22 protein-coding genes and 1 pseudogene are annotated in these 26,298 nt (G+C 61.1%); 5 read left to right on the top strand and 18 right to left on the bottom strand.

Annotated features, from left to right (window positions below; all coding sequences use genetic code 11):
- Positions 1 to 19: 19 nt before the first annotated feature.
- The 13 genes and pseudogenes from ACWXTG_RS02995 to msuE form a co-directional block, all read right to left on the bottom strand.
- Entirely contained in the window at positions 20 to 793 is a 774-nt protein-coding gene (locus ACWXTG_RS02995; RefSeq protein WP_480221198.1) for an ABC transporter ATP-binding protein, read from the bottom strand.
- Entirely contained in the window at positions 793 to 1,935 is a 1,143-nt protein-coding gene (locus ACWXTG_RS02990; protein ID WP_480220638.1) for an AMP-binding protein, read from the bottom strand. The genes ACWXTG_RS02995 and ACWXTG_RS02990 overlap by 1 nt, the downstream gene beginning before the upstream one ends.
- 339 nt (positions 1,936 to 2,274) lie before the next feature.
- Positions 2,275 to 3,375 (bottom strand): annotated as a pseudogene (gene sfnG, locus ACWXTG_RS02985) (dimethylsulfone monooxygenase SfnG).
- A gap of 66 nt (positions 3,376 to 3,441) precedes the next feature.
- Positions 3,442 to 4,668 (bottom strand): acyl-CoA dehydrogenase family protein, encoded by a 1,227-nt coding sequence (locus tag ACWXTG_RS02980; protein WP_480220637.1) that lies wholly within the window; start codon positions 4,666 to 4,668, stop codon positions 3,442 to 3,444.
- A 43-nt stretch (positions 4,669 to 4,711) separates the two neighbouring features.
- The gene (locus ACWXTG_RS02975; RefSeq protein WP_480220636.1) at positions 4,712 to 5,491 is read right to left on the bottom strand and encodes an ABC transporter ATP-binding protein; all 780 of its coding nucleotides are present in this window, start codon (positions 5,489 to 5,491) and stop codon (positions 4,712 to 4,714) included.
- Position 5,492: 1 nt separating this feature from the next.
- Positions 5,493 to 6,836, bottom strand: a complete 1,344-nt coding sequence (locus tag ACWXTG_RS02970; RefSeq protein WP_480220635.1) for an ABC transporter substrate-binding protein — start codon at positions 6,834 to 6,836, stop codon at positions 5,493 to 5,495.
- 65 nt (positions 6,837 to 6,901) lie between these two features.
- Positions 6,902 to 8,239 (bottom strand): ABC transporter substrate-binding protein, encoded by a 1,338-nt coding sequence (locus tag ACWXTG_RS02965; protein ID WP_480220634.1) that lies wholly within the window; start codon positions 8,237 to 8,239, stop codon positions 6,902 to 6,904.
- Positions 8,240 to 8,271: 32 nt separating this feature from the next.
- The gene (locus ACWXTG_RS02960; RefSeq protein ID WP_480220633.1) at positions 8,272 to 9,360 is read right to left on the bottom strand and encodes a branched-chain amino acid ABC transporter permease; all 1,089 of its coding nucleotides are present in this window, start codon (positions 9,358 to 9,360) and stop codon (positions 8,272 to 8,274) included.
- 2 nt (positions 9,361 to 9,362) lie between these two features.
- Positions 9,363 to 10,244 (bottom strand): branched-chain amino acid ABC transporter permease, encoded by an 882-nt coding sequence (locus ACWXTG_RS02955; protein ID WP_457135863.1) that lies wholly within the window; start codon positions 10,242 to 10,244, stop codon positions 9,363 to 9,365.
- Between the two features lie 13 nt (positions 10,245 to 10,257).
- Complete coding sequence (locus tag ACWXTG_RS02950; protein ID WP_480220632.1) at positions 10,258 to 11,046, bottom strand: ABC transporter ATP-binding protein; 789 nt, start codon at positions 11,044 to 11,046, stop codon at positions 10,258 to 10,260.
- Positions 11,043 to 11,975 (bottom strand): AMP-binding protein, encoded by a 933-nt coding sequence (locus ACWXTG_RS02945; protein ID WP_480220631.1) that lies wholly within the window; start codon positions 11,973 to 11,975, stop codon positions 11,043 to 11,045. Before ACWXTG_RS02945 ends, ACWXTG_RS02950 begins: the two co-directional genes overlap by 4 nt.
- Positions 11,972 to 13,381, bottom strand: coding sequence for an LLM class flavin-dependent oxidoreductase (locus ACWXTG_RS02940; RefSeq protein ID WP_480220630.1), 1,410 nt, complete (start codon positions 13,379 to 13,381; stop codon positions 11,972 to 11,974). Before ACWXTG_RS02940 ends, ACWXTG_RS02945 begins: the two co-directional genes overlap by 4 nt.
- On the bottom strand, positions 13,378 to 13,968 hold the full coding sequence (gene msuE, locus ACWXTG_RS02935; RefSeq protein WP_480220629.1) for an FMN reductase: 591 nt from the start codon (positions 13,966 to 13,968) through the stop codon (positions 13,378 to 13,380). Before msuE ends, ACWXTG_RS02940 begins: the two co-directional genes overlap by 4 nt.
- A gap of 78 nt (positions 13,969 to 14,046) precedes the next feature.
- On the opposite strand from msuE, the gene ACWXTG_RS02930 reads away from it, so the two are divergent.
- Both ACWXTG_RS02930 and ACWXTG_RS02925 read left to right on the top strand, forming a co-directional pair.
- Entirely contained in the window at positions 14,047 to 14,196 is a 150-nt protein-coding gene (locus ACWXTG_RS02930; protein ID WP_480220628.1) for a hypothetical protein, read from the top strand.
- Between the two features lie 178 nt (positions 14,197 to 14,374).
- On the top strand, positions 14,375 to 15,601 hold the full coding sequence (locus ACWXTG_RS02925; RefSeq protein ID WP_480220627.1) for an SfnB family sulfur acquisition oxidoreductase: 1,227 nt from the start codon (positions 14,375 to 14,377) through the stop codon (positions 15,599 to 15,601).
- Between the two features lie 139 nt (positions 15,602 to 15,740).
- On the opposite strand, the gene ACWXTG_RS02920 is transcribed toward ACWXTG_RS02925, so the two are convergent.
- Together ACWXTG_RS02920 and ssuD are read right to left on the bottom strand one after the other, a co-directional pair.
- Positions 15,741 to 16,946, bottom strand: coding sequence for an acyl-CoA dehydrogenase family protein (locus tag ACWXTG_RS02920; RefSeq protein WP_480220626.1), 1,206 nt, complete (start codon positions 16,944 to 16,946; stop codon positions 15,741 to 15,743).
- Positions 16,947 to 16,956: 10 nt separating this feature from the next.
- A complete protein-coding gene (gene ssuD, locus ACWXTG_RS02915; RefSeq protein WP_480220625.1) occupies positions 16,957 to 18,114 on the bottom strand; it encodes an FMNH2-dependent alkanesulfonate monooxygenase in 1,158 nt (385 codons plus the stop codon).
- Positions 18,115 to 18,461: 347 nt separating this feature from the next.
- Here ssuD and ACWXTG_RS02910 point away from each other — a divergent pair, with 347 nt between their 5' ends.
- The 3 genes from ACWXTG_RS02910 (at position 18,462) to ribA (ending at position 21,574) form a co-directional block, all read left to right on the top strand.
- Entirely contained in the window at positions 18,462 to 19,670 is a 1,209-nt protein-coding gene (locus ACWXTG_RS02910) for an acyl-CoA dehydrogenase family protein (protein WP_480220624.1), read from the top strand.
- A 71-nt stretch (positions 19,671 to 19,741) separates the two neighbouring features.
- On the top strand, positions 19,742 to 20,791 hold the full coding sequence (locus ACWXTG_RS02905) for a sigma-54 interaction domain-containing protein (RefSeq protein WP_480221197.1): 1,050 nt from the start codon (positions 19,742 to 19,744) through the stop codon (positions 20,789 to 20,791).
- A 153-nt stretch (positions 20,792 to 20,944) separates the two neighbouring features.
- Positions 20,945 to 21,574 carry a GTP cyclohydrolase II gene (gene ribA, locus ACWXTG_RS02900; protein ID WP_407996538.1) on the top strand — a complete coding sequence of 210 codons (630 nt, stop codon included), beginning with the start codon at positions 20,945 to 20,947 and terminating at the stop codon, positions 21,572 to 21,574.
- Positions 21,575 to 21,652: 78 nt separating this feature from the next.
- On the opposite strand, the gene ACWXTG_RS02895 is transcribed toward ribA, so the two are convergent.
- The 3 genes from ACWXTG_RS02895 to ACWXTG_RS02885 form a co-directional block, all read right to left on the bottom strand.
- Positions 21,653 to 21,892: a hypothetical protein gene (locus ACWXTG_RS02895; RefSeq protein ID WP_309565186.1), complete on the bottom strand. Its 240-nt coding sequence runs from the start codon at positions 21,890 to 21,892 to the stop codon at positions 21,653 to 21,655.
- Positions 21,893 to 21,986: 94 nt separating this feature from the next.
- The gene (locus ACWXTG_RS02890) at positions 21,987 to 25,514 is read right to left on the bottom strand and encodes a DUF748 domain-containing protein (RefSeq protein WP_480220623.1); all 3,528 of its coding nucleotides are present in this window, start codon (positions 25,512 to 25,514) and stop codon (positions 21,987 to 21,989) included.
- Positions 25,515 to 25,702: 188 nt separating this feature from the next.
- Positions 25,703 to 26,293, bottom strand: coding sequence for a YceI family protein (locus tag ACWXTG_RS02885; RefSeq protein WP_309565184.1), 591 nt, complete (start codon positions 26,291 to 26,293; stop codon positions 25,703 to 25,705).
- Positions 26,294 to 26,298: the final 5 nt, after the last annotated feature.

Raw genomic sequence — 26,298 nt, 5'->3', positions numbered from 1 at the left:
ATTTCCTTATTATTCATTCTTAATGCTTTACGCCAAGATATGCGGCGATCACTTCCGGGTTGTTGCGTACTTCGTCCGGCGTGCCGTCCCCCACCTTGCGGCCGTAATCGAGCACGACGACGTGGTCCGACAGGTTCATCACCACGCCGATGTCATGCTCGATGAGCACGATGGTGGTGCCGAACTCGCGCTGGGTATCGAGGATGAAGCGGCTCATCTCGGCCTTTTCCTCGCTGTTCATGCCCGCCATGGGCTCGTCGAGCAGCAACAGGCTGGGCTCCGCTGCCAGCGCCCGCGCCAGCTCCACCCTTTTCTGCAATCCATAAGACAAAGTACCGACGATGCTGTTGCGCCACTGGTTGATATGCAGGAAATCAATGACCTCCTCCGCCCTCCTCCGTTGCACGGCTTCATCGGCGGATGCCCGGCCGATGCCGAGCACCTGCTCCGCCCAGCTGCTTTTGACCTTGAGGTTGCGTCCGGTCAGTACGTTATCGAGCACGCTCATACCCTTGAACAAGGCAATGTTCTGGAACGTGCGCGCAATGCCCTGCAGCGCCGCCTGGTGCGACCGCATCCTGCGGTAGCTTGCGCCGTTGAAGCCGATCAGGCCTTCGTCCGCCTGGTACACGCCATTGATGACGTTGAGCAAGGAGCTCTTGCCCGCGCCGTTGGGACCGATCAATGCGCAGATTTCCCCCCGGGCCACGGCAAAGCTGATGTCGGTGATCGCCTTGACGCCCTTGAACGAAAGCGAAATGCCCTGCAACTCGAGCAATGGAACGGATGCCATCACGATGCCCTCTTGATGCCGTCGGCCCCGGACTCGGGCGACGGCACCTGCCGCGTCGTGGTGGTCGGCAAGGTACGCCAGTTGGCGACCTTGTCCCAGGTGTGGATATGGATGTCCAGGCTCTTGAAGAACTGCAGCGACTCCTGCGCCAAGGCGGGGCCGATCAGCAGCGGCACGCGGATGCGCGAGAAGCCGATGACGTCGCGCAAGGGGCGCTTCACCAGCCAATACCCGAGGAAACGCTGCAAGATGGAGCCGTCCGGCCGCAAGGCGTAGGTGACGAACCTGCCCAGCAGGCTGTCAGGCAGCGGCAGCCTGGCCCTGACCATGGATTCCAGCCTTTGGTAGGTGTCGCGGGTGCCGACCACCAGCGTCGGCCCTAGCTCGCGCCTGTCGGCGTCCCGCGTCAGGATGTTTTCGGGGAAATTGAGCGTGAAGCCTGCCGTCAGCCATGGCGACAGCAAATAGCGCAAATGGCCGCTGGTGGCGAAAACGCGCGCGGCGAACGCTTCTTCATGGCAGCCGAGCCGTTCGGCAAACACCAGTTGCCGCCCCTCTTCCAGCAATTCGTCGTGGCGGAAGTGCTCCACCTGCACATGGCGTCCCCCGTTCACGCGGTAAAGCGCAAACGCGGACTGCTCAGCCTCCGCCACCGGCGCCCTCGGCACCGCTCCGGCTGCCGACAGCAAGGCACGATACTGCCGCAGCGCGCTCTGCGCATGTTCCTCCAGGCCGCGCGCCTCGGCATAGATCACCTGCACGCCGGGCTGACTGCTGGCCAGGGTCTGTTCCACCTGCTGCTGCCCTTCGGCGAATACGAATGCAGGGGCGAGATGCGTGAGCAGCAAGGCCAGCGTGCCGTCTTCGAGCGAAGGGTCCAGCGGCGCGGCAATCCCGCCCAGCCATTGCGCCGCGATCGACAGCAGCAATGCCTCTCGCCGGGGATGGGTCAGCAATACCAGCGTGTCGCCGCGCCCGAACCCGAGCTTGTGCAGGGCATCGACCAACTGCGCGACCTCGCCGTGCAGGTCTTTCCAGCGCTGCTCGTGCCAGATGCCCAGTTGCTTGTGATGCAACGCGACCCGTCCGGGCTGGATGGCGGAGTGATGGGTCAACCAGTGAGGTAAGGTATTGCCTGCCATATGATCTCCATTGTTTATAGGTCTGCATTCAAGCATCCGCGCTTAGAGCCTGTTTACGACCTTTTCATAGGGCACGCATGGCTTCAAAACGTGTCCGGTCAAGACGCAGTCCGCAGGTAATGCTCATTGCCTTGCCAAGGATTGCAACGCGGAACGGGCGCGTTTTGGGGCCATGCCCTTCGGGTTGCCCCGGCAGAGCAGCCGCTGCTACGTTGCAAATCCTCGCCGGGCAATGAGCACGTCTGCGGTTTGCGCCTTGCTTCGACTACCCTGCCGGGGCAACGTGCCCTATGAAAAGGTCGTAAACAGGCTCTTAAAGCAGCCTGAATGCCAAACCGCCTATGCGGCCAGGGCCACCTGTTTCTGCTCCAGCTCGCGCACGAGCGGCAGCACTTTCTCGCCAAAATACACCACTTCCTCCTGGAAATGCAGGAACGCCGACAATACCAGGTCCACGCCGATGGCCTTGAGCGCGACGATGCGCTCGGCGATCTGTTGCGGCGTGCCGATCAGGTTGGTCTTGAAGCCGTCGTTGTACTGCACCAGGTCCTCGAAGGTGGACTTGGCCCAATTGCCTTCGCCTTCCGGGCTGGCCTTGCCCGCCTGCTTCACCGCGTCGCCGAAGGCGTTCACGGCTTCCGGGTCGGCCTTGTCGATGATTTCCTGCAGCACGGCCCTAGCCTCCTCCTCCGTGTCGCGCGCGATGATGAAAGCATTCACGCCGATCTTGACCTTGTGGTCGTTGGCGGCGGCCTTGGCCTTGATGTCGTCTATCTGCGCCTTGATGCCCTCCACGGTGTTGCCGTTGGTAAAGTACCAGTCCGATACGCGCGAAGCCATGTCGCGCGCGGCGCGAGAGCTGCCGCCCTGAAAGATTTCAGGGTGCGGGTTCTGGTTGTATGGCTTGGGTTTCAACGTGTAGTCGTGGAAGCGGTAGAAGTCGCCGTTGAAGCTGAAGCTGTCCGTGGTCCAGATGCCCTTGAGCGCGCGGATGAACTCCTCCGAGCGGCGGTAGCGCTCGTCATGCTCCAGTCACGGCTCGCCAATCGCCTGGAATTCGCCCTTGAACCAGCCGGAGACGATATTGACCGCAACGCGCCCCTTGGTGAGCTGGTCTATGGTTGCCAGCTGCTTGGCCGCCACGGCAGGGTTCCACGGCCCAGGCAGGATGGCGGCGATCACCTTGAGCCTGGTGGTGGCCGCCAGCAAGGCGTGCGAGAAGGAGACCGGCTCGTGCTGGAACTCGGCGCCATAGCCCGCCGTAAAGCGGATCTGGCTCAAGGCGTAGTCGAAGCCGTTCTGCTCCGCAAGCTGGGCCAGCTTGATGTTGTAGTCCAGGTCCCAGCCCGTGCGCTGCTCGACCTTACTCACTACCAGCCCGCCGCTGACGTTGGGCACCCAATAGGCGAACTTGATATTTTCCTTGCTGCCTTCACTCATGATTCATCCTTTCAATAATGGTACGAACACCTGCCTTGCAGGCCATAAACTCTTCAATCATGCGCATCACGCCACGCCAATGCGCCACTGATACGGCGGCAAGGTGCCGTTGACGGCAAAATCGCCGACAATGCGGTCCTTGTAGATGCGCGGGTTGTGCGAGGCTAGCGTGCGCGCGTTGCGCCAGAAACGGTCCAGCGCGGATTCCCTGAACGTGGCCGAAGCGCCGAGGGCGTCGAACAGGATGGTGGCGCTGTGCAGGATCAATGAAATGACGGTGCCCTGCGCCTGGCTGACTTCCAGCTCGGCTATCGCATTGGCGCTGTCTTCCGCCTCGGTGTCATGCCGGAAGCGCGTGTCGTAGGCGCGTTGCAGGGCTGCGGCGTTCTGCAGCACGACGGCGCCGGCGGCGTAGGCCGCGCCGCGCAACTGGCCGATCACCTGCAGTATTTGCGGGTCGTGGCGCGCCAGCGGCGTATTGGCATGGCTGAAATTGCGTTTGCGGCGACGCACGGCAAGCGCGGCCTCGTCGCTCAGCCTGCGGCCGATGCCGGCAAGGGCCGCCAGGTGGAAGAGCTGGTAGAAGCCGGTGGCGTAGCGGCATCCCTCCTCCGCCAGGTTCACGTTGGCCGCCTCGACGCGCGCATTCTTGAAATGGACCGTGCCGCTGGCCGTGAGCCTTTGGCCGAAACCGTCCCAGTCGTCCTCGATATGCACGCCGGGATCGTCCCGGCGCACCAGCACGGAAGCGGAGGCGTCGTCGTCATTGATGCAACCGACCTCGATCCAGTTGGCGTAAAGCGAACCGGTGGTATAGAACTTGACGCCGTTCAGCAGGTAATGGTCGCCGTTCCTGCTCACCCTGGTGGCGAACAAGCCTTGCGGCGCATCGCCCGGCTCGGTCCAGGCCGGACCTGCGAACACCTTCTCACCGCTGATGCGCGCCAGCCAATGCTCGCGGAACGCGACGTCATGCGAGTTCAGAACATTCTCCACAAAGCCGGCATGGCCGCGCACGGCCTGCACAAGGTTGGAATCGGCCTGGGCCAGCTCGACCAGCAGGTTGAAATATTCCGGCAGGCTCACGCCCTGGCCGCCGTATTCCTCGGGTACCCGCAACGCCATGAACCCGGCCTCGCGCAGCCATTCCAGCTCCGCGAACGGCAGCTCACGCTGCAACTCGCGCTCCACGGCGCCTTGGGCGATCCTGTCGAAAATGGGGCGGTATTGCGCGGTGATCGCTTCGTAGCGTTCGCTCGGCCCAGCGCCCCATGCTTGTGAAATCTGTGTCATTGCTCTATTTCCATCCTCATATTCATTGGTGCTGCGTATTGCTTCATTGCTTTTTGCCCAGATAGGCGTCCTGCAAGGCGTTGTTCCGCAACAGCTCCTGCGCCGTACCGGACAGCACCACGCGGCCGGTTTCCAGCACGTAGCCGTAATGCGCATGCTTGAGCGCCACCGGGATGTTCTGCTCGGCTACCAGGAAGCTGACGCCCTCTTTTTCATTGAGCTGGCTGACGATCTCGAAAATTTCCTGCACGATCAGGGGTGCCAGCCCCATGGAAGGTTCGTCGAGCAGCACCAGAGAGGGGTTGGTCATCAGGGCGCGGCCGATCGCCACCATCTGCTGCTCGCCGCCCGAGGTATACCCGGCCTGCACCTTGCGCTTTTCCTTCAGGCGCGGGAACCAGGCATAGATACGCTCCAGCCCGCCCTGCAAGGTCTGCCTGCTGGGGCGCCTGACAAAGCCGCCGCTGCGCAGGTTCTCCTCTACCGTCAGGTGCGGAAAGACATGGCGGCCTTCCAGCACATGGACGATGCCCTGCTGCACCAGCAGGTTGGGCGGCGTCTGCGTGCTGGCCTGGCCCTTGAAGTGAATGCCGCCCCGGCTGATGGTGGCGCGGTCGGCGCGCACCAGGCCCGAAATCGCCTTGAGCGTGGTGCTCTTGCCCGCGCCGTTGGCGCCGAGCAAGGCGATGATGCCGCCCTGGGGCACGGCCAGCGATACGCCGCTGACAGCCAGGATCGCGCCGTCGTAGATGACCTCGATGTCGTCCACGCGCAGCAGAGCCTCTGTGCTAGGATTGGCCTGGGGAACGGAAACGGCGCTCATCTCACGACTCCTTCCCGCATTCGCGCGGCGTGATGCCCTTTTGCTTGGCATAAGCGGCCGACTTGGTCTTGATCAGCGGCCACAGCAGTTCGCGGTCGGCCTGAATCCAGTCGCTGACCAGCTTCCATTTGCTGCCGTCCCACTGCTGCACCCGCACAGCGCCCCCGCCTTCATGGTCGGCGCATGAGAGCTTGAAGTGCTGCAACAGGCCTTTGAAGCCGTTTTCCTTGAGGCGCGCATCGTCGATATTCAGGTGTTCCAGGCCCCACTGCCCTTCTTCGCCGGTGATCGGCCGCTTGCCGAATTTGGCCTGGGCCGCACGCACCGCCTCGACGCCAATCACCGCATTGACCAGGCCCGAGTTGTAGTAGACGCTGCCGAAGTTCCTGGTATCGCGCAGATCGCTCTTGCCCGCATCGATGATGTGCTTTTTCAGGCGCTTGTGGATTTCGAAGCCGGTGCCGGCAGGGTAAGGCGTCAGCGCCAGATAGCCCTTGGCGGCGGCGCCGGCCGGGATGACGTCCTCCTCGGAGCTGGCCCAGACATCGCCGATGATGCGGTTGGCCGGGATGCCGAAACGAGCGGCGGTCTTGATCGCCACCGGCGAGGAGACGCCCCAGGTGCGGATGAACACCCAGTCAGGCTTGGCCTGGCGTATCTGTCGCCATTGGGCCGACTGCTCGTTGCCAGGGTCGGCAAACGGCACCTGGATGTCCTGGAAACCGTATTTTTCGGCCAGCAGCTTGAGCGGCTCTATGGTTTCGCGGCCGTAGGCCGAATCATGGTACAGGGTGACGATCTTCTTGCCCTTGAGCTTGTCGAGCCCGCCTTCCTGCTGCGCGATGTAGTTGACCAGCGCGGAAGCCTCGCTGTAGAAGGTCAGCAGCACCGGGAAAATATACGGGAACACCGTGCCGTCCGCCGCCTCGGTACGGCCGTAGGCCATGGTGATCTGCGGAATCTTGTCGGCCAGTGCGCGGTCGGACAAGGCATAGGCGGCCGGGGCGCCGTTCGGGTAATAAGTCGCGACCGGGGCGCCGTTCAGCCCCTTCTTCGCGCGCTCGTAGCATTCCACGCCCTTTTCCGCGGTCCACTCGGTCTCGCACTCCTGCCAGACAATCTTGACGCCGTTGATGCCGCCTTCCACCTCGTTGATGTAGCGGTAGTAATCGATGATCCCGGCCCATATCTGCACCCCAGCCGAGGCATAAGGCCCCACCCGGTAGCTGGCGATGGGCTGGAACTGCTTGCCGGCGTCGGGGCCGGGCGTAGTGGTCACGGCCTGGGCCGTGGCGGATATCCCCAATGCCAGGACCAATACGGTCATGGCGCGCGTGATCGTCATAGTGATGTGCTCTCCAAGTCAATAAATAAAATCGTGGGTTGCTTCAGCATCAGTGCCGTTCGGCATCAGTGTTCCTTGGCCGGGCCGCGGCGGGCGATGCCCTTCTCCTTGGCATAGGCCGCGGATTTCGCCTCGATCAGCGGGCGCAGGGTCTTGCGGTCCGCCTGTATCCAATCGGTCTTCAACTGCCACTGCTTGCCGTCCCATTGCTGGATGCGCGCCGCGCCGCCGCCCTCGTGGTCGTACGGGGTGATATTGAGCGGCTGCAACAGACCGTGGAAACCGATCTGCTTGAGGCGCGCATCGTCGATCGCCAGGTGCTCGAAGGCCCAGCGCCCCTCCTCGCCGTTCAACGGGCGCTTGCCGAACTTCTTGTAGCCAGTGCGCAGCGCTTCCACCGCCAGTGCGGCATTGACGAGGCCGATGTTGTAGTACACGGCGCCGAAGAATTTCTTGTCGCGCAGGTCGCTCTTGCCGGTATCGAGGATGTGCTTCTTCAAGCGCTGGTGAATCTCGAAACCGGCGCCGCCGGGATAAGGCGCGAGCGCCTGGTAGCCCTTGGCTGCCGTACCGGCCGGGATCACGTCGGCCTCGGAACCGGCCCAGACGTCGCCGATGATGCGGTCGACCGGAATGCCGAAACGCGCGGCGGTCTTGATCGCCACCGGGGTCGACACGCCCCAGGTGCGCAGGAACACCCAGTCAGGCTTGATCTCGCGCACGCGGCGCCATTGCGGCGATTGCTCGTTGCCGGGGTCGGCCACCGGGATCTGGATGTTCTCGAAGCCGTATTTCTCCGCCAGCAGCTTGATCGCGGCCTGCGTCTCGCGCCCGTAGGCGGAATCGTGGTAGACCGTCACGATCTTCTTGCCCTTAAGCTTGTTCAGCCCGCCTTCCTTCTGCGCGATGTAGTTGATGCCGGTGGAAGCCTGGCTGTAGTAGTTGAACAGCAACGGGAATGCGTAGGGGAACACCGTGCCGTCGGTCGATTCGGTACGCCCGCCCGCCGGGTCGATCAGGGGAATCTTGTCCGCCGCAGCCTTCTCGATCAGCGCATAGGAAGCCGGCGTGCTGTGCGTGAAGAAGAATGCCAGCGGAGAGCCGTGCTTGCCCTTCTTCACGCGCTCGTAGACCTCCACGGTGCGGTCGGGGCTCCACTCGGTCTCGAACTCCTCGTAATTGATCTTGACGCCCTCGATGCCGCCTTCGACTTCGTTGATATAGCGGAAATAATCCAGCGTGCCCGCCCACCACAAGGTGCCGCTGGAGGCATAGGGGCCGACGCGGTAGGTCGGCAGCGGCACGTACTGCTCCGCAGCGCTGCCCACTGCCGGGACAGCGAGGCCGAGCACGGCCGACATGGTCAATGCTGCAATGGTATTGAGGAAGAATGGAGACTTCATATGGTTTAAACCCCTTGAAAACATGGTGCAAATCAAAAACGCAACGGCCACACCGACAACCTGCCGCGCAGGTTGCTGAGCAAGCGCGCAATGCCTTCCGGCTCCTTGATCAGGAACCAGATGATCAGGCTGCCGAAAATGACCTTCTGGATGTTCTGCAGCAGCCCGGCGTCCAGCTTCCCCGCGAACAACGACTGGGAAATGAAGTCCAGCGCCAGCGGCAGGAGGCTGATGAAGGCTGCGCCGATGAAGCTGCCGCTGATGCTGCCCAGCCCGCCGATAATGATGATGAACAGGATCTGGAACGACCTTTGCAGGCCGAAGCTCTGCACCCCGGCCGAACCGAGATAGGCGAATACCCACAATGCCCCTGCGATGCCGAGATAGAAGGAGCTGACGGCAAAAGCGAGGATCTTGCTGCGGTTGACACGGATGCCGATCACCGCGGCGGCGGTATCCATGTCGCGGATCGCCATCCAGTTGCGCCCGGTCTGCCCGCGCACCAGGTTGACGGCAAGCCAGGTCAGCAATGCCACCAGTCCGAGCACCAGGTAATACTTGGTGAGCGGGCTGGCGATCTCCCAGCCCAGGATTTCCAGCCGCGGCGACGAAATCGTGGCGGACGAACTGTAGTTGTAGAACCATGGAAACTTCACGAATACCCATTCCAGGAAGAACTGCGCAGCCAGGCTGGTCACCATCAGGTAGAAGCCCTTGATCTTGGCGCTGGGCAGTCCGAAGAACAGCCCCACCAGCGCCGCCACCAGGCCGCCAAGGAAAATCGCGACCAGGAAAGGCAGGTCGAGATGGATGAGGAACGCATAGGTGGCGAAAGCCCCCACCGCCATGAAGCCGCCCGATCCCAGCGAGGTCTGCCCGGCATAGCCGGTGAGCAGGTTGAGCCCCAGCCCGGCCAGCGAGAGGATCAGGAACGGGATGATGACGGCATTGAGCCAGTAGTCGCTGCCCACCAACGGCACGGCGGCGAATGCGAACAGCAGCAGGAGCAAGGCATAGGGCGGTTTGCTGTCCTTGAGCAGCACTGGCGCCCAGTGGCGGGAATGCGTCAATAAAGGGGTATCGCTCATGGTGTCGCCTTTTCGATTCAATAGCCCGCTCATGCTCACACCCGCTCGATCGCGCGTTCGCCGAAGATGCCCGCAGGACGCACGAACAGGAACGCCAATGCCAGGAAATAGGCGAACCAGCCGGTGATGCCGCCGCCGATATGGGGGCCGATATAGGCTTCCGCCAGGTTTTCCGCGGCGCCGACGATCAGCCCGCCTGCGATGGCGCCGCCAATGGAAGTGAAGCCGCCGATGATGAGCACGGGCAATGCCTTGAGCACCACCAGCGACAAGGCGAACTGCACTCCTTGGCGCGCGCCCCAGAGCATGCCCGCCACCAGCCCGGTGATGCCTGCGACCGTCCAGACGATCTGCCAGATGCGGTTGAGGTTGATGCCGACCGACAGCGCCGCGCGCGTATCGTCGGCCACTGCGCGCAGCGAGATGCCGATGCGGGTCTTGTTGAACAGCAACGCCAGCAGCGAGACCAGCAGCACGGCAGTGATGGCCGCCACCAGGTCGAACTTGCTGATGAGCAGGTCGCCGACGAATACCGGCACATCGTCTATGCCGAGGTCCAGCTCGTGGACATTGGCGCCCATCGCGCCTTGCGCCAGGCCTTCGACCACGTAGGAAAGCCCCAGCGTCGCCATGAACAACGTCATCGGGCTGCGGTTGGTCAACGGCCGCAGCACCACGCGCTCGATCAGTACCGACGATACGACCAGCATCGCCAGGGTTGCCAACAGGGCCAGCGCGAACGGCACGCCGGCTTCATATACCGTGACGAAGAACAAGGCCGAGAACAGCAGGATGGAACCCTGGGCGAAGTTGAACACGCCGCTGGCCTTGTAGATCAACACGAAGCCGATCGCCACCAGCGAATACATGGTGCCGGCCAGCAGGCCGCCGATCAGCGTTTCGAGGAAAAGCATCATGCGCGCGCCCTCCTCAATGCACCGAGCCGAGGTAGGCGGCAATCACGTCGGGGTTGGCCTGCACTTCGGCCGGCGTGCCGTCGCCCACCTTGCGGCCGTAGTCGAGCACCACCACATGGTCGGACAGGTTCATGATCACGCCAACGTCGTGCTCGATCAGCACGACCGTGATCCCGAGGTCGCGGTTGATGTCGTTGATGAAGCGGCTCATCTCCTGCTTTTCCTCGGCGTTCATGCCCGCCATGGGTTCGTCCAGCAACAGCAGCCTGGGGGACGACACCAATGCCCGGCCCAGCTCCACGCGTTTCTGCAGGCCGTAGGCCAGGCTGCCCACCAGGGTGTGGCGGTGCAGTTGCAACTCGAGGAACTCGAGCACCGCCTCGCTTCTCTGCAGGAAATCCGCCGCCTCGCGCCGTGCGCGCGGCAGGCTGAGCGCTTGCTCGATGAAACTGGAGCGGCCGTGGCGCGACAAGCCGCTGAGGATGTTGTCCAGCACGCTCATCCTCTTGAACAAGGCATTGTTCTGGAAAGTGCGCCCGATGCCGCGCCGGGCGGCCTGGAACGGATGCAGCCTGCGGAAGTGCTCGTTGTCGAAATGGATTTCGCCGCTATCGGGAACGTATACCCCGTTCAGGACGTTGAGCAGCGAACTCTTGCCCGCTCCGTTCGGCCCGATCAACGCGCAGATTTCGCCGCGTTGCACCGAGAACGACAGGCTGGTGATCGCCTTCACGCCTTGGAAGGACAACGAGATGTCCTTCACGTCGAGGATGACGTCGCCGCTGTTGACGATATGCATCATGACGCAGCTCCCGCCGGAGCATTGGCACCCGCATCAGCCGGTAGCCCGTGCAGGCGCGATATGCGTCCTGCCAGCCACCTGGCAATCGGTGTCGCGGCCGCCTGGCCGGCCAGTTGCCGTTGCCAGCTGCCATGCGGCGGCAACCGCTCTTCCAGCTCGGCCTGCACCTGAATTTTTCTCTTGGGCGATGCCACGAAATGCTGCGGCTGGATTTCATGGCGGTCGCGCGCGGACGAGGCCGCCACCTCGGGCGCCGCCAACGTCATGCCGCTTTCCAGCCAAGTTTTCAGTACCTGTTCCAGCCCGCCCTGCCATTCGGTGCCTTCGTCTACCCATAGCACGGGTTGCGAACGCAGGTTGCGGTACAGGTCGGAGGCTACACCGGGACGCTTCGCGCCATCGGCGACCGACTGTGTAACTGCATGCAGCGCGACGATTTGCCACGAGGCGTGCTGATGCCCGGTCGGCTGCGAGGTGAACAGGGTCGCCGGGCCGGCGCTGGCGTAACCGCTTTCCAGCCACGAGGCGATGGTTTTCCTGTCCTGCACGAACGTATGGGTCGGCGCGGCCGCTTGCAGCGCTTTTCTCAGGTGCTCGCCCTGCGCATGGCGATCGACCGTGACCACCCTGACGCCTGCCGCATGCGCGGCCAGCACCAGCAGGATCAGCTCCGGCTCCAATGCGCCGCTCACCGCCAAGCGGGCCTCGGCAACCAGCCCGTGCCGCGCCAATCCCTGGCGCAGGCGTTCCAGTGCTGTAGGCAGGTCATGCCAGCGGAACGCTTCCCAGCGTCCGCGCTGCTTGTGCAGCAATGCAATCGCATCGGGCCGCTGCGCCGCCCAGTCGGCTACATTTGCCAGGATATCCTGCGAGAAACTAACGTCCAGCGCCTGCGAATCCGGCGTTGCCAGCAATGCGCTCCAGGTCATGCCGTTTTCTCCTGCAAGTACGGCGCCTGCTGTTCATGCTTGATGCGCTCGATGTCGCGATAGCGCGCAGCGGGATGGTTGGCCGGCAAATAAGGGCCTTCGCCGAACAGCTTCTCGCGCAGCGTGCCTTCGCGGTATTCCTTGGGATAGACGCCGCGGCGCTGCAATTCCGGCACCAGGTGCTCCACCACATCCTCGAAGGTCTCGTGCGCCACGGCATAGGCCAAGTTGAAGCCGTCGAGGTCGGTAGCCTCCACCCATTGCTGCAACTGGTCGGCCACGGTGGCGGCCGAACCGACGAACAACGGACCCAGGCCGCCGACGCTGGCCCACTTGGCCAGTTCCTCTATGGTCCAGGTCTTGCTGCCTTCGGCCAGGTGCTCCACCGCGGAAATGATGGCGTTGGTCTCGACTTTGCGCACGTTGTCCTTAGGGGCGTAGCGGCCGAAATCGATGCCGGTCCAGCCCGAGGTCAGCACTAGCGCGCCATCGTAGGAGCCGTAGCTTTGGTATTCCTTGAGCTTGGCATGCGCCTTGGCGTCGGTCTCGTCGACGACGATGGTGACCAATGCATAAATGAACAGTTTTTTCGGATCGCGCCCGGCCGCCGCGGCGCGGTTGCGGATGTCCTGCACGTAGGCGCGCGTGGTTTCCTGGGTCGGCGTGGAAATGAACACCAGCTCGGCGTTCTGCGCAGCGAAATCCTTGCCGGCGTTCGACGCCCCGGCCTGGAACAGCACCGGGGTGCGCTGCGGCGAAGGCTCGCACAGGTGGTAGCCGGGCACCTCGAAATACTTGCCCTTGTGGCCGATCTCGTGAATTTTCCCGGGGTCGGCGAACACGCCCTGCTCGCGGTCGCGAATCACGGAGCCCTCCTCCCAACTGCCCTCGAACAACTTGTAGAGCACCTCGAGGTACTCATTGGCGACCTCGTAACGGTTGTCATGGCGCTTGAGGCCGCCCTGGCCGATGTTCTTGGCGCCGCTTTCCAGGTAGGAGGTCACGATGTTCCAGCCCACGCGCCCCTTGGTATGGTGGTCGGCCGTGGAAAGTCGGCGTGCGAACGTATAGGGGTGCTCGAACGAAGTCGAGGCGGTAATGCCGATACCCAGGTGCCTGGTGGCAAGCGCGATCGGGTTGGCCAGCTGCAGCGGGTCGTTGACCGGAATCTGCACGCCTTGCAGGAAGGCGTGGTCGTTGCTGCCCTTGTAGACGTCGTAATATCCGATCACGTCGGCAATGAAAACGGCGTCGAAAATGCCGCGTTCCAGAATCTTCGCCAGGTCGGTCCAGTATTCCAGGTCCTTGTATTGCCAGGAGCGGTCGCGGGGATGCCGCCACAACCCGGGGGATTGGTGGCCGACGCAATTCATTTCGAACGCATTGAAGCGGATGGTCTTGCTCATGCCCTAGCCTTCTGGACGGATGGATTGTCGATGGCAATCGCCTGCAGGTAGGGCAATGCCCGCTCCACAGCAAGGTTGATGCGTTCATTCAACTGCGGGCTGGCAATGGCATAGCCGCCCAGATCCAGCTCCTTGAAATCGGCCTCGCTGCCGTATACGCCCACTGGCAGGGTCAATGCCTGGAAGAAGCTGAACAGGGGCCGCAACTGATGGTCGATCACCAAGGCATGGCGCTCGCTGCCGCCGGTCGCCGCGAGCAGCACCGGGGTATTGGCCAGGGTTTCGTGCCCGACAAAGTCGAACAGGTGCTTGAACAGGCCAGTGACCGATGCGCGGTATACCGGGGTCGCCACGGCCAGCAGGTCGGCCTCTTCTATCTTGAGGATTTCATCGACGGCGGCCTTGGGCAGCTCGAGGCGGCTCAGGCTGCCTCCCAGCGACGGCCCCAGCTTTTGCAACTCGATGAAATGCACGTCCAGCGGCAGCCTTTGCTGCAATTCAGCAACGATGGCCTTCAATAATGTTGTCGTGCGTGACGGATTGCTCAGGCTTCCCGACACGGCGACCAGCTTCAGTCTTTTACTCATTGCCGCCCTCCTGTTTACTTATTACTAATTGCGGTGCTTTCTTCGCCCGCAAATAACAATTAGTAGATAGCAGCAACCGTGCCAAAACTAAAAATCATTAATATTCATATGGTTGATAGTAAAAATAAGAATTTTTACCTGTTGCTTGACAGGCTGAATGCTGAAAATGTGCTGCTGTATCAGCAGCCTGAGGAAGGGAAAATAAGATTGCTGCAGGACAGGCAGTAAAGGGATTGCTGATTGAGCAGCATATTGTCAGCAATATGCTGCTGATGAATAGCGCTCAATTAAAAGGAGTTTAAAATTAAGCAATTGAATTTAAACAAGTTATCCATATGGCATGCTAAATGCAAATCTCGGTCAGGATCGTTGTATCCCACATATTCATTATTTAAAGAGGTAATCCATGACAGCCACATCCGTACCGATCGAAGAAACCGACCTCCCTCGCGCGCCGGCGCACATCATCCAGACCGATGCAGAAGCCATTGAAGTCGCCAGGCAAGTCGCCGCGGAAATCGCCAAGGAGGCGGCAGTCCGCGACGCCGAGCGCCGCTTACCTGCGCCAGAGCTCGACCTGTTCTCGCAAAGCGGGCTGTGGGGCATCACGGTGCCGCGCGAATACGGCGGCGCATTCGTCTCCAATACCACATTGGCCGAAGTAATCGCTATCGTTTCCGAAGCCGACCCGAGTATCGGCCAGATCCCGCAGAACCACCTTTACATGGTGGAAGGCATACGCCTCGACGGCACCGAGTTCCAGAAGCAGTTCTTTTTCGACCTGGTGCTGAAGGGCGTGCGGTTCGGCAATGCCTTCTCTGAAATCGGCACCAAGAGCGTCAATGACGTGCAGACCCGCATCACGCCGACCGAGGGCGGCTACCTGCTTTCCGGCAAGAAGTTCTATTCGTCCGGGGCATTGCTGGCGGACTGGGTGCCCGTCATCGCCAAGAACGAGCACGACAACACGACCGTGGCTTTCGTCAAGAAAGGCACGCCCGGGCTGACCGTGATCGATGACTGGTCCAGCTTCGGCCAGCGCACGACCGCCAGCGGCACCACCATCCTCGACAATATCTTCATCCCGGCGGATTACGTCCTGCTGCACCACCAGGCGTTCGACCGGCCGACCAGCATGGGGCCGGTCGCGCAGATCATCCAGGCTGCGGTCGATACCGGCATCGCGCGAGCGGCCTTGCGCGACACCATCCATTTCGTGCGCCACCATACCCGCCCCTGGATCGACAGCGACCTTGAGCACGGCTATGAGGACCCGTTGACGATCAGAGATATCGGCGACCTGCAGATCCGCGTGCATGCGACCGATGCCCTGCTCAAACGCGCGGGCGAACTGCTCGATGAAGCGCAGCGCAACCCGAACGAGGATACCGTAGCCGCCGCCTCGATCGCCGTGGCGGAAGCCAAGGTGCTGAGCACTGAAACCGCTCTGCTCGCAGGCAGCAAGCTGTTCGAGCTGGCCGGTGCGCGCTCGACGCTCGCCCAGTTCAACCTGGACCGCCATTGGCGCAACGCCCGCACCCACACCCTGCACGACCCGGTGCGCTGGAAATACTACGCCGTGGGCAATTACGCGCTCAACAACGTCAATCCGCCGCGCCATCCGTGGATTTAAAGGCACTAGGCGCGATGGCATGAACGCGGGGTTTCTCCCGCGTTTATCGAGTACATAAAGACGTTAAATATCTGAAGTTTAGCTCGCTAAAGCAATGACAATAAAAAGCCCGGAGATCCGGGCTTTTTTGATTTCTTCATCAGGAATAAAACGACGGCGTGGGGTATTGCTGGTTCAAGGCCCAGTCGCCCAGCTCCCTGAGTTTGAAATCGACCGGGTCGTGCAATGTATAGACCCTTAAATTGCGCCAGAAGCGGTCAAGACGCAAAGCTGCCGTGGTGGCGCGCGCGCCCGTCACCTCGAACATGCGCTGGGTGACGTCCAGGCCGCTCCTAGTGGTCGCCACCTTGGCGGCGGTCACGGCAATCGCCACCTCGCCGCGCTCTTCCTCGGTCAACCTTTCCGCCTTGGCCCAAGCGGCATCCAGCAATGCGGCAGCGCGGCTGGTCAATAACCTCGCCCCCTCCAGCCCGACCCAAAATTCGCCGTAGTGCAGCAAGGTATAAGGGTCTTCCTGGATATGGCTTGCCAACGAGCCGGACCAGACACGCGATTGCTTGAGGGTGTATTGCCGCGCTTCCGCCAACGCCCCTTCGGCAATGCCCAGGTAGATATTGGAAAAGATCAGTTGCGCGATCAATGGCCGCAAACAGGCGAACGGCGTGCTGAGCGGGCCGGGCTGCGTCAGCAGCTCGGACTCTTCCACGCGCACGTGCTCGAAATCCGCGCTGCCGCTGTCGGTCTGCCGCTGGCCGATATTGTCCCAGTCCTGATGCAGGACGATGCCCTCGCGCGCCGTCGGGATCGCGGCGATGAGGAGCTTCTGCGTCGCAGCATCGATCGCGGATGCAATCAGCATGTCGGAATCCGTCGCACCGGAGCAAAAGCTCTTCTTGCCATGAAATTCGCGCCGTCCGTCCACGATTTGGCTGCTCGTGCGCGTATCCAGCGGATTCAAGGCATTGCCCCAGAACCAATTGTTCCTGGCCGTCTCGCGAAACCACGGCTTCCATTGAGTATCCGTGCCGAACAGCCTCACCGTGGCCAGCATGAGGTGCTGGAAGGCGAATACCTGCGCGACCGAGCTGTCCACGCGCGCGAACTCGCGCACCACCTCCAGGGTTTCCATCCAGCTCGCTCCCGTCCCTCCCAACTCCCGGGGGATGATCAGCCCGAGCAGGCCGCTCCTTCGTATCTCGTCGCGCTCCTGCTTGGGAGTGCCGCCCTGCTGATCCCTGGTTACGGCGGTCTTGGCAAACTGCGCGGCAAGCGCGCGTGCAATATCCAGGGAAGTTGCCCGGGTATGTCCAGACTCCAGCGCAGCTATGACTTCAACTTGATTCACGGATATCCTCTTACTTGACAACCGACAGCTTGTCCGAGGCGGGCGGCGGCACGATATCGTTCGCCACCATTTCGCCGAACGGGCCTGTCAGGTTGATATTGCCGAGCGCATTCTGCTGCTCGATCGGCAGCAGCGGGAACAGCAGCTCGGCAACGCGGTAGGCCTCTTCCAGATGCGGGTAGCCGGAAAAGATGAAGTAATCGATGCCCAATGCCGCATATTCGCGGATGCGTTCCGCGACCTCCTGCGGATTGCCTACCAGCGCAGTACCAGCCCCACCGCGCACCAGCCCCACGCCGGCCCAGAGGTTGGGCGCCACCGTCAGTTTGTCGCGGCGTCCGCCGTGCAAGGCAGACATCCTGCGCTGCCCCTCGGAGTCGAATCGCGAGAACGCTTTCTGCGCCGCGGCTATCGTCTCGTCCGTGACGTGGGAAATCAGGTCATCCGCCGCCTGCCATGCCTGTTCGCTGGTCTCGCGCACGATCACATGCATGCGGATGCCGAACTTGAGCGTGCGCCCATGCACGGCGGCCCTTGCCTTGACCGCCTCGATCTTTTCCTTCACGGCTTCCGGCGGCTCTCCCCATGTCAGGTAGACATCGATCTGCTGCGCGGCAAGCTCGACCGCCTCCGGCGAAGACCCGCCGAAAAACAGCGGCGGATAAGGCTTTTGCACTGGCGGATACATGGTCTTGGCATTCTTGACCTTGATATATTGCCCCTCGAAATCCACCGATTCGCCTGCCGCAACCCCGCGCCATACCTTGAGGAACTCATCCGCCTCGGCATAGCGTTCGGAGTGGCTGAGAAAATTGCCGTCCCCATGCTGCTCGTCCGGATCGCCGCCGCTCACGACATTGATCAGCAACCGTCCGTCGGAGATACGGTCAAGCGTGGCCGCCATGCGTGCGGATACCGTCGGGGAAATAATGCCGGGGCGGATCGCGACGAGGAACATCAAGCGCTCGGTGAAGTTGACGAGAGAGGACGCCACCACCCAGGAGTCTTCGCACGAGCGGCCTGTCGGGATCAAGACGCCCTTGAATCCCAGCTCGTCAGCGGCCTGGGCGATCTGCTTCAGATAATGGTGGCTAACGGCACGGCCGCCATGGCTGGTGCCAAGGTAGCGGCTATCGCCATGCGTGGGAAGAAACCAGAATATATCCATCTAACGTTGTCCTTGAACTGATAAACATCACCTGCCCTATTCAGCAAGCTCCATGCCACGAGCCAAGTCAATGTTTTCTAAGAGGTTATAAAAACCACATTCGCATAGGTGCTTATTAATCAGCACAAAACTGCTCGATTGCTGATAGGAAAGCACATCACCCAGCCTCCTGTGCTGATTAACAAGCAACAACCAGTAGCCCAGATTGCATCAGCCTTTACGGGAGATCAAGCCCAGCCTAGCCTCGCGTATTGCTTCCCTGGCAGCAGAATACCGACAAAGCCTTGGCAGGACGGCATGGCACGATAGCTGCTATATCCTTATTAATTTATTAAGGAATATAACTTTTGGCTATTTCAACGACCATACTCCAGGACGATGTCGAGGTACACGAACCGCCATCCATCCAGGAAACCGCGAAAGCGCTGGCAGCGGAATTCCGCCTGACGGCGGTAGAACGCGACGAAGCAGGTGGCACGCCGAAGGCGGAGCGCGACCTGATCCGCAACAGCGGCCTGCTTGCATTGTCGATCCCGGAAACCGAGGGCGGCCTGGGCGCCAACTGGCAGGACACCATGCAAGTCGTGCGCGAGTTCGCCAGGGCGGATAGCTCGATTGCCCATGTGTTCGCCTTCCACCACCTCATGCTCGCTACCGTCAGGCTGTTCGCACGCCCCGACCAGTGGCGCCCATGGTTCGAGCATACCGCCAGGCTGAACTGGTTCTGGGGCAACGCGCTCAACCCGCTGGATGACCGCACCACCAGCCGCCAGGTCGGCAACTGGTATGAGTTTTCCGGCAAGAAGAGTTTTTGCTCTGGCGCGCTGGATTCCGAGATGCTGATCGTTTCAGCCTATACCCATGACAGCCACGACCTCGTCGTGGCGGCGTTACCCACTGGGAGAACCGGCATCAGCGTATTGCAGGATTGGCACAACATAGGCCAGCGGCAGACAGACAGCGGCAGCGTCAACTTCGAGAAGGTACGCGTCGAGGCCAACGACATCCTATCCGACCCCGGGCCGCTGAGCACGCCGTTCTCCTGCCTGCGCCCCCTGCTCGCCCAATTGATCCTGACCAACATCTATCTGGGCATTGCGGAAGGCGCTTTCGAGGACGCGCGGCACTACACGCTGAACGAGGCCAGGCCCTGGCACCGCTCCGGGTTGGAGCATCAAACGGAAGACCCTTACATCCTCGCGCATTACGGCGAGTTCTGGGCCAGCCTGCAAAGCGCCAGGGCGCTGACCGACCTTGCGGCGGCAAGGTTCGACCAGGCATGGAGCAAGGGAAGGCAATTGACAGAGGAAGAGCGCGGCGAAGCCGCTATCGACATTACGTCCGCCAAAATCATCGCCACCCGCACCGGCCTCGACATCACCAGCCGCATGTTCGAGGTTGCCGGATCGAGGGCCACCCATGCGGGGCTCAGGCTAGACCGGCATTGGCGCAACCTGCGCACCCACACATTGCATGACCCCGTTGACTACAAGATCAAGGAGCTGGGCGAATGGGCGCTGAAACAGCAGTACCCGACGCCGACATTCTACTCATGAACATATTGGACAACGATTACATGGGACTCACCTACCAAGAATTTGACGGCATTTACTCGAAAGAGGATGAAATGAACTTGTTGACACTACCCAACTCGCAATCGCTCAGCACCTCGATACGAGCGACGGCACAGGTGTTCGAGGACCCGAAATCCCTGGCGCTCCTCGCACGCATCCAGAAAATCGCCCCCAGCGACGCCAATGTGCTGATCATCGGGGAGACCGGCACCGGCAAGGAGCTGATCGCCCGCCACGTGCATGACTTGAGCCACCGCCGGGGAAAACCTTTCGTGGCGGTCAATTGCGGCGCCTTTTCCGAGACCCTGGTCGAAAGCGAGCTGTTCGGCCACGAGAAAGGCGCCTTCACCGGCGCGTTTTCCGCCAAGACCGGCTGGTTCGAGGCCGCCCACGGCGGCACCATCTTCCTTGATGAAATCGGCGACTTGCCCCTGAGCATCCAGGTCAAGCTGCTGCGCGTCCTGCAGGAGCGCGAAGTGGTGCGCCTGGGAGCGCGCAAACCCACGCCGATCGACGTGCGCCTGGTGGCCGCCACCAATGTGCGCCTGGAAGAAGCCGTACTGGCGGGACATTTCCGCGAAGACCTGTTCTACCGCCTGCGCGTGGCCCTCCTGGAAATTCCGACATTGCGCGACCGCCCTGGCGACATCCTGCCCCTGGCCGAGTATTTCGTCAGCGAATACCGCCGCCGCCTGGGTTACGGCGAGGTGGAGATCGACGAGGACGCCAAGCGCAAGCTGCTTGCCCATCCCTGGCCCGGCAATATCCGCGAGCTCGAGAACGCCATCCACCATGCGCTGCTGATCTGCAAGAGCCACCGCTTGCGCAGCGAAGACCTGCAACTCTCTTCCATGCAACTGTTCCACCGCGCCCGCCAGGAACACGACGGCCATGGCGCAGGCGACCCGCTACAGCACGCATTGCACCAGCTGTTCGAGGCCGGCCATGAAAGCCTCTACGAGCATATCGAGGACACGGTGGTGCGCACGGCCTACCACTATTGCCACAACAACCAGGTGCAGACGGCGCGTCTCCTGGGCGTAAGCCGCAATATCGTGCGGGCAAGGCTGATCAAGATGGGCGCGATTTCCGCATTGAAATGACGGGGCCCCAAGGATATTCGCCACATGCCGGAACCAGCCGGCGCAACACTCGACCGCCCAACAAAACGGCAACAAACCCTGGCGTCATGGGCAGATTTACTTTAATCTGCCTGTCTGCGTTTCGCAGCAGCACTCAACCATTGCATTACCCATATGAGCACGATCAGTAAAATTTCTTCATCCACCCTGCCCACCAAGTACGGTCAATTCATCATCCATGTCTATCACGACGTGCAAACCGGCCAGGAGCATGTCGCCCTGGTGGCAGGCCATGTGCTCAACAATGAGAACGTGCTGGTACGCGTGCACTCCGAATGCCTGACGGGCGACATCTTCTCCTCCAACCGTTGCGATTGCGGCGAACAGCTGGTATTGGCGCAGAGCATGATCGCGGAAGCCGGCCAGGGCGTGCTGCTTTACCTCAAGGGGCACGAGGGGCGCGGCATCGGCCTTGCCAACAAGATCCATGCCTATGCGTTGCAGGACCAGGGGCTGGATACCGTCGACGCCAACCTGCACCTCGGCCTGCCGATTGATCAGCGCAGCTATACCGCCGCAGTGGATATCCTTAAGGATCTGGGCGTGCACTCCCTGCGCCTGATGACCAACAACCCGGAAAAAGTCTCAAGCCTGCAGCAGGCCGGCCTGGCCATCAATGAGCGCATTCCGCTGGTGATCCAGCCAAACCAGGACAACCTGCAATACCTGCTGACCAAGCGCGACAAGCTAGGCCATTTCTTCGCACAAACGGAAATGCAAAATCCTGACTTTGGCGAGCTTTGAGCTTGTAAGACTTTGAATAGGCTCTTATTCCAGAAAAATATATAAAAAAAGAGCGGGTTAGCCGCTCTTTTTGTTTGATCAGTTGAAATTCCGCTTCACGTGATGCAGGTGATAGCCGTGCTGCTCGATATCCTTGATGATCAGGCCGGCATCATAGTGCAAGTGGCGCTGCTCCTTGTCCACTTCCACATCCGCGGTCTGGTGTATTAGCTTGGCATAATCCGGGTCGGGCACGTCCACCTTGGAAATATCGGCCCCTGCCCTGACCGAGATGTACTTGTTGTTGCTGGTCGCACTTTTATAGATATCCACTTTCATGATGATCTCCATCTGGTTGATATTAAAAAGTATTCAAAGGTACAACAGTCCGTATCTCCTTATGACCGCAATATGCCGCAGAAGTGCGATCCGCCTAATCCCTCCGTGCCGCGCCCAACTCCAGCGGCATCTTCACCTCGCCGTCATCGCTGGATTGCTTATTCAAGGGCTTCACCTGCAATTTGCCGGCATCGAGCGCCACTGTCTCGAGCAGGTATCGCTGGACCACTTCCTGGCGCGCGTTGCCCAAGGCTTCGAGCCATGAAGGTTCGAGCTTGGCCTGCTTGTTCAACGCATCCAGCAATTTGCCGTAGTAAACACCCTCGTCCTTTTCCGCCTTGACGGCATCCAATGCCTCCGGCGAGAGCTGCTCCTTGGCGAGCTTGTCGAGCGCGGATCTTGCCTTCCTGTTTGAAGTATCCACCGGGCCCGGCTTTTCGCCAGGCTGCAGCTTGATGCCCATCTTGGCGGCGACCTGGTTGCGCACGAACTGCTCCTGCAAGGCGCGCCCGTCCGCCTTTTCGTCAACCACGGGGGCCACCTGTAATACCAGGGCTGGCCGCTTTGCCAACGCCTCGCTGATCACCTTGAGTTTCTCCTGCTCAGGCGGCGCAAGCTCGGCGCTGCCAGGGTCGAACGCCAATGCCTCCAGCTTGTCGGAGCTGATGCCGAGCAGGTTGCCCAACGCCCGGAACGGCGAAGTCACCAGCTTGCCGAGCACGTTCACGATCGCCTTCCACACCACCTTGCCGTAACTGAATTCGGGGTCGTCCAGGCTGCCTGACACCGGCAAGTCCAGGTCGATAATGCCGCTGCTGTCTTCCAGCAATGCGATCGCCAGGTCCAGCGGCAGGTTCACCGCGTCCTCGCTATCCACCTTCTCGCCCAGCTTGAGCTTGTTGACGACGAACTTGTTTTCCCCCGCGAGCTGGCGGTTCTTGATCTTGTATTCGAGGTCTACCGACAGCTTGCCGGAGTCTATCCGCCGCCCGGCGAACTTGCCGGAATACGGCGTCAGGCGGTTCATCTCCAGGTTGCGGAATATCAGCTTGAGGTCGGTGAATTCCGTTGCCTGGAACGGCTGCACGGAACCGCGAATCCGCGCCGAACCGTAATCGTCGACCTTGCCGTCCAACTCCACCTGGGCCGTCGTGCTCGGGTTAGTGGACATGCCGTTGATCACGCCGGACAAGGTGTTGATATGGGTGCCGAATTGCGGCGTGAGCGAGAGGTCGGCGAATTCGAGGTTGGCATTGTCGATGCGGATACGCTCAACCGCGACCGGGAACGGGTCGGCGGCCTGTTCTGCAGGCTGGCCCGTAGATTGATTGGACGGCGGCGCAGCCTGGGCTGAAGAATCCGCCGGCTGCTCGCGCAGGATGCGCTGGACGTTGAGCGTGCGGTCCTCGTAAATGATGAACTTGCCGCGCGGCTCGTTGATCTTCAATTCGCCGATACGCAGGCTGTCGGGCGCCAATGCCAGCCTAAGATTATTCGTGGACAGGCTGCGCCATCCCAGGAACGCCTGCCCGGTATCCTCTTCCACGATGTCCAGCCTGTCGGCGCTGAAGCCGCCCTTGTACTGCACCGCGAGCTTCTGGCCCTGCTTGAGGCTCAGGTCGCCTTGCGTGCTCAGCGCCCCGCTATTCAGCTTGAGCATGGCGAACTGGTTGACGTATGGCGCAAAAGGCTTGAGCGAGAAATCCGCGAGCTTGAGCTTGATGTCGCCCTGCATGGGTTCCGGCGCCAGCTTGCCGCTGGCGTTGAAGCTGCCGCCCTGCTTCACCTTGAACGCCAGGCTGACAGGCACTGCCCGCTTGGTGTCGAGGCTCACGTCCTTGACTTCCAGGCTGGCGTTTTCAATATCCAGCGCCACAGGGCTCTTCGTGCTTTTGTCGGTAAAGTGCAAGCCGGCGCCCTCGACGGCAAAACGCTTGAGGTCGAACGCCCAGGGAGCATCGTCCGCGACAGGCTTGGCCTGTGCCGTTTTAGGCTGGCTTTTCTGCGGCGTGGATGGATGGGCAGGCTCCAGGATCGCCTGCCAATTGACCTGCTTGGCGTCGCGCAGTACGTCCGCGCCCAGCCCCTTCAACACCACCGCCTCCAGGCCGGCCTTGCGCGCAGCAAGGTCGACCTGCCCGCCCTGTACCGAAAGGCTTTCCAGGCGCGCGACGGGTTTGCCGTTGGCGCCCGAGCGCACGGAGAACGGCCCGATATTGCTCTGCAATTCGTCCACCCTGCTTTGCCCTTGCTCGCTGGCAAACTTGAGGTTGAGCGACAAGCTGTCAACGGCGACTTGCAGGGGCTGCTTGAAGGTTTCGTCCAGGTAGTCCAGCTTGAGGCCGTCGATGCTGGCCTGGTTCAAGTGAATATTCCACGGATTTTCTGCAGCATCAGCACCAGAATCGACTTCGGCAGGCTGTTCCTCGGATTGCTCAGAAGCGGTATGCAATTGCTGCCAATTCACACCGCCATCCCGTTGCCGCACTGCCTTCAATTCGCCTTGCGCGATATTGAAGCTGCCGATATCCAGTTTGTGCGCCTGCAGGTCGAGGGCGACATCCGCAACAGTCACCGAAGGCAACTCCAGCAAAGGCTTGCCCTGCTGAGCCAGCTGGATGCCTTCGAGCACGAGCTTGAGCGCATCGAACTGCACCTGCGCCTGGTCTTGCATCTTGAACTGCAGGCTCGGCAATTCGATCGCCAGTTGTTTCAGCTCAAGCCGGCCTTGCTGCGCTTGCGATTGCAGCAAGACGGCGGCCGCATCCTCCAGCGCCAGGCTGAAGTTGTTGATGGTGGCTTCAGGCTTGTCCTGCACCAGCGCGAACTGGTAATCCAGCCGCGTCTTGAGCTGCCCTGCCTCCAGCTTGACCGGCAACGCATCGGGCGGCAATACCTCGAGCAGCTTCGCCAGCTTCAACCCCTCCAGCTCGACCTTGCCGCTGGAAACAACCGGGTTGAGGCCGAGTTCGCCCTTCCATTTCAGCGTGCCGCCCTGTTCGGGCAATTTCGCCAGGATGGCGTAATCGCCAAGGTCTTCCGGCAAGGTGGAAAATCCGTCCAGCTCCAGCCCCAACGGCTCGAGCACTGCCCGGAAGGCCTCGGGACGATTGCGGTCCACGTATTCGATATCGCCGCGCTCGATCAGGATATGATCCACGAGCAAGCGCGCCATGCCTTCGCTCTTCTCTTCCTCCGGGTTCTCGTTGAGCTTGGCGATCAATGCCGCCCAGTTGCTTTCTCCGCCGGGCAATACCTCGAAGCTCACATGCGGCGCACTCAGCTGGATATCCTTGAGCCGCCATGCGAAACGGAACAGCCCGCTCAGTTCGAGGTCGGCATGCAGGCGCTCGAACCCTGCCAGCGAAGCGCCTTCCTTCGTCGTCAATTGCAATTGGTCTATCGTCAATGCAATCCGCAGGGGGTCGTAATCGACCCGCCCTACTTTTAAATGGCTCGCCAGCTTGTTTTCGGCAATCCACGGCAACAAGCGCTGGACAATCGGGTTGACGGCGAAGTAGCCGAACAGCAGATAGGATATCCAGAACCCGAGCACCATGAGAAAAGGCAGGCTGGTCAACGCCCGCCAGGTTTTCTGCACCAGTATGTTTCTATCTGCCATCGGAAACCTCCTCGCCAGTCTGCTGGCTTATTGCTGTTAGCGCACTCTTTGATTAATGTCAGGCCGTCATGCCGAATTGAAAAGACTGACGAACCCCAATGAAAATATCCTGGCTAGGCGCTGTGCCAAAGGCAATATAAAGGTATAACAAGACAGAGCCGCAACGCCAGGAGAATTGATTACCCGCGCTAGTGCTTATGATCGAACACCAGGCTGAACGTCACCGGCACCACCGTGCTGATCGAAGGCAGCTGCGCCACTTCCCGCAGTTTATCCACGCCCTCGGTATAACCGAGCGCCGCGGCATCGAGCAACAGCGGCTCTATGGTGCTGACCAGCAAGCCCTGCTTGCCAAGGCCGACCACGCGCAAGCGGGCTTCCAGCGGAATGTTCTTGCCGTTGATGGCAAGCTGCAGCTTCACTGCCTCGATTTTGGCCTCGCCCGCAGCGGGCGCCTTGAATGCATTGACGGTATTCCCCGTGATATCGGCCTGGGGGAAGTTGGCGAGGTCGAACAGCATGGTCTTCATGCGCTCATCCCGGATCGGGATATTGGTGTTCACGCTGGCAAGCTTGATTGTCGCCTTGAAGGCGCCGTCCTGGCTGATCGTGCCTGCCAGTTGGTTGAAGCGGTGCGTCTCGCCGATAGTGTTTTTCTTGACCGATACAAAATTGAGGACAGACGCCTCATTGTTCAACGCCCAGTCCGCCACGGCGCCCTGGGAAAACAGCAAGCCCATGCCCAGCAGGCTCGCAGCGACTGCAGAAAGCTTATTCATCCTAA

Source organism: Methylobacillus sp. DLP286, from assembly GCF_056636515.1.
Note: the sequence above shows the minus strand (reverse complement) of the source record. Positions and strands in the feature narration are given on the sequence as shown.

What these genes read in the sequence shown, in the direction of transcription:
- ACWXTG_RS02995 (WP_480221198.1), bottom strand. Translation starts at nt 793, where the DNA reads ATGGCATCCGTTCCATTGCTCGAGTTGCAGGGCATTTCGCTTTCGTTC.
- ACWXTG_RS02990 (WP_480220638.1), bottom strand. Translation starts at nt 1,935, where the DNA reads ATGGCAGGCAATACCTTACCTCACTGGTTGACCCATCACTCCGCCATC.
- ACWXTG_RS02980 (WP_480220637.1), bottom strand. Translation starts at nt 4,668, where the DNA reads ATGACACAGATTTCACAAGCATGGGGCGCTGGGCCGAGCGAACGCTAC.
- ACWXTG_RS02975 (WP_480220636.1), bottom strand. Translation starts at nt 5,491, where the DNA reads ATGAGCGCCGTTTCCGTTCCCCAGGCCAATCCTAGCACAGAGGCTCTG.
- ACWXTG_RS02970 (WP_480220635.1), bottom strand. Translation starts at nt 6,836, where the DNA reads ATGACGATCACGCGCGCCATGACCGTATTGGTCCTGGCATTGGGGATA.
- ACWXTG_RS02965 (WP_480220634.1), bottom strand. Translation starts at nt 8,239, where the DNA reads ATGAAGTCTCCATTCTTCCTCAATACCATTGCAGCATTGACCATGTCG.
- ACWXTG_RS02960 (WP_480220633.1), bottom strand. Translation starts at nt 9,360, where the DNA reads ATGAGCGGGCTATTGAATCGAAAAGGCGACACCATGAGCGATACCCCT.
- ACWXTG_RS02955 (WP_457135863.1), bottom strand. Translation starts at nt 10,244, where the DNA reads ATGATGCTTTTCCTCGAAACGCTGATCGGCGGCCTGCTGGCCGGCACC.
- ACWXTG_RS02950 (WP_480220632.1), bottom strand. Translation starts at nt 11,046, where the DNA reads ATGATGCATATCGTCAACAGCGGCGACGTCATCCTCGACGTGAAGGAC.
- ACWXTG_RS02945 (WP_480220631.1), bottom strand. Translation starts at nt 11,975, where the DNA reads ATGACCTGGAGCGCATTGCTGGCAACGCCGGATTCGCAGGCGCTGGAC.
- ACWXTG_RS02940 (WP_480220630.1), bottom strand. Translation starts at nt 13,381, where the DNA reads ATGAGCAAGACCATCCGCTTCAATGCGTTCGAAATGAATTGCGTCGGC.
- msuE (WP_480220629.1), bottom strand. Translation starts at nt 13,968, where the DNA reads ATGAGTAAAAGACTGAAGCTGGTCGCCGTGTCGGGAAGCCTGAGCAAT.
- ACWXTG_RS02925 (WP_480220627.1), top strand. Translation starts at nt 14,375, where the DNA reads ATGACAGCCACATCCGTACCGATCGAAGAAACCGACCTCCCTCGCGCG.
- ssuD (WP_480220625.1), bottom strand. Translation starts at nt 18,114, where the DNA reads ATGGATATATTCTGGTTTCTTCCCACGCATGGCGATAGCCGCTACCTT.
- ACWXTG_RS02905 (WP_480221197.1), top strand. Translation starts at nt 19,742, where the DNA reads ATGAACTTGTTGACACTACCCAACTCGCAATCGCTCAGCACCTCGATA.
- ribA (WP_407996538.1), top strand. Translation starts at nt 20,945, where the DNA reads ATGAGCACGATCAGTAAAATTTCTTCATCCACCCTGCCCACCAAGTAC.
- ACWXTG_RS02895 (WP_309565186.1), bottom strand. Translation starts at nt 21,892, where the DNA reads ATGAAAGTGGATATCTATAAAAGTGCGACCAGCAACAACAAGTACATC.
- ACWXTG_RS02890 (WP_480220623.1), bottom strand. Translation starts at nt 25,514, where the DNA reads ATGGCAGATAGAAACATACTGGTGCAGAAAACCTGGCGGGCGTTGACC.
- ACWXTG_RS02885 (WP_309565184.1), bottom strand. Translation starts at nt 26,293, where the DNA reads ATGAATAAGCTTTCTGCAGTCGCTGCGAGCCTGCTGGGCATGGGCTTG.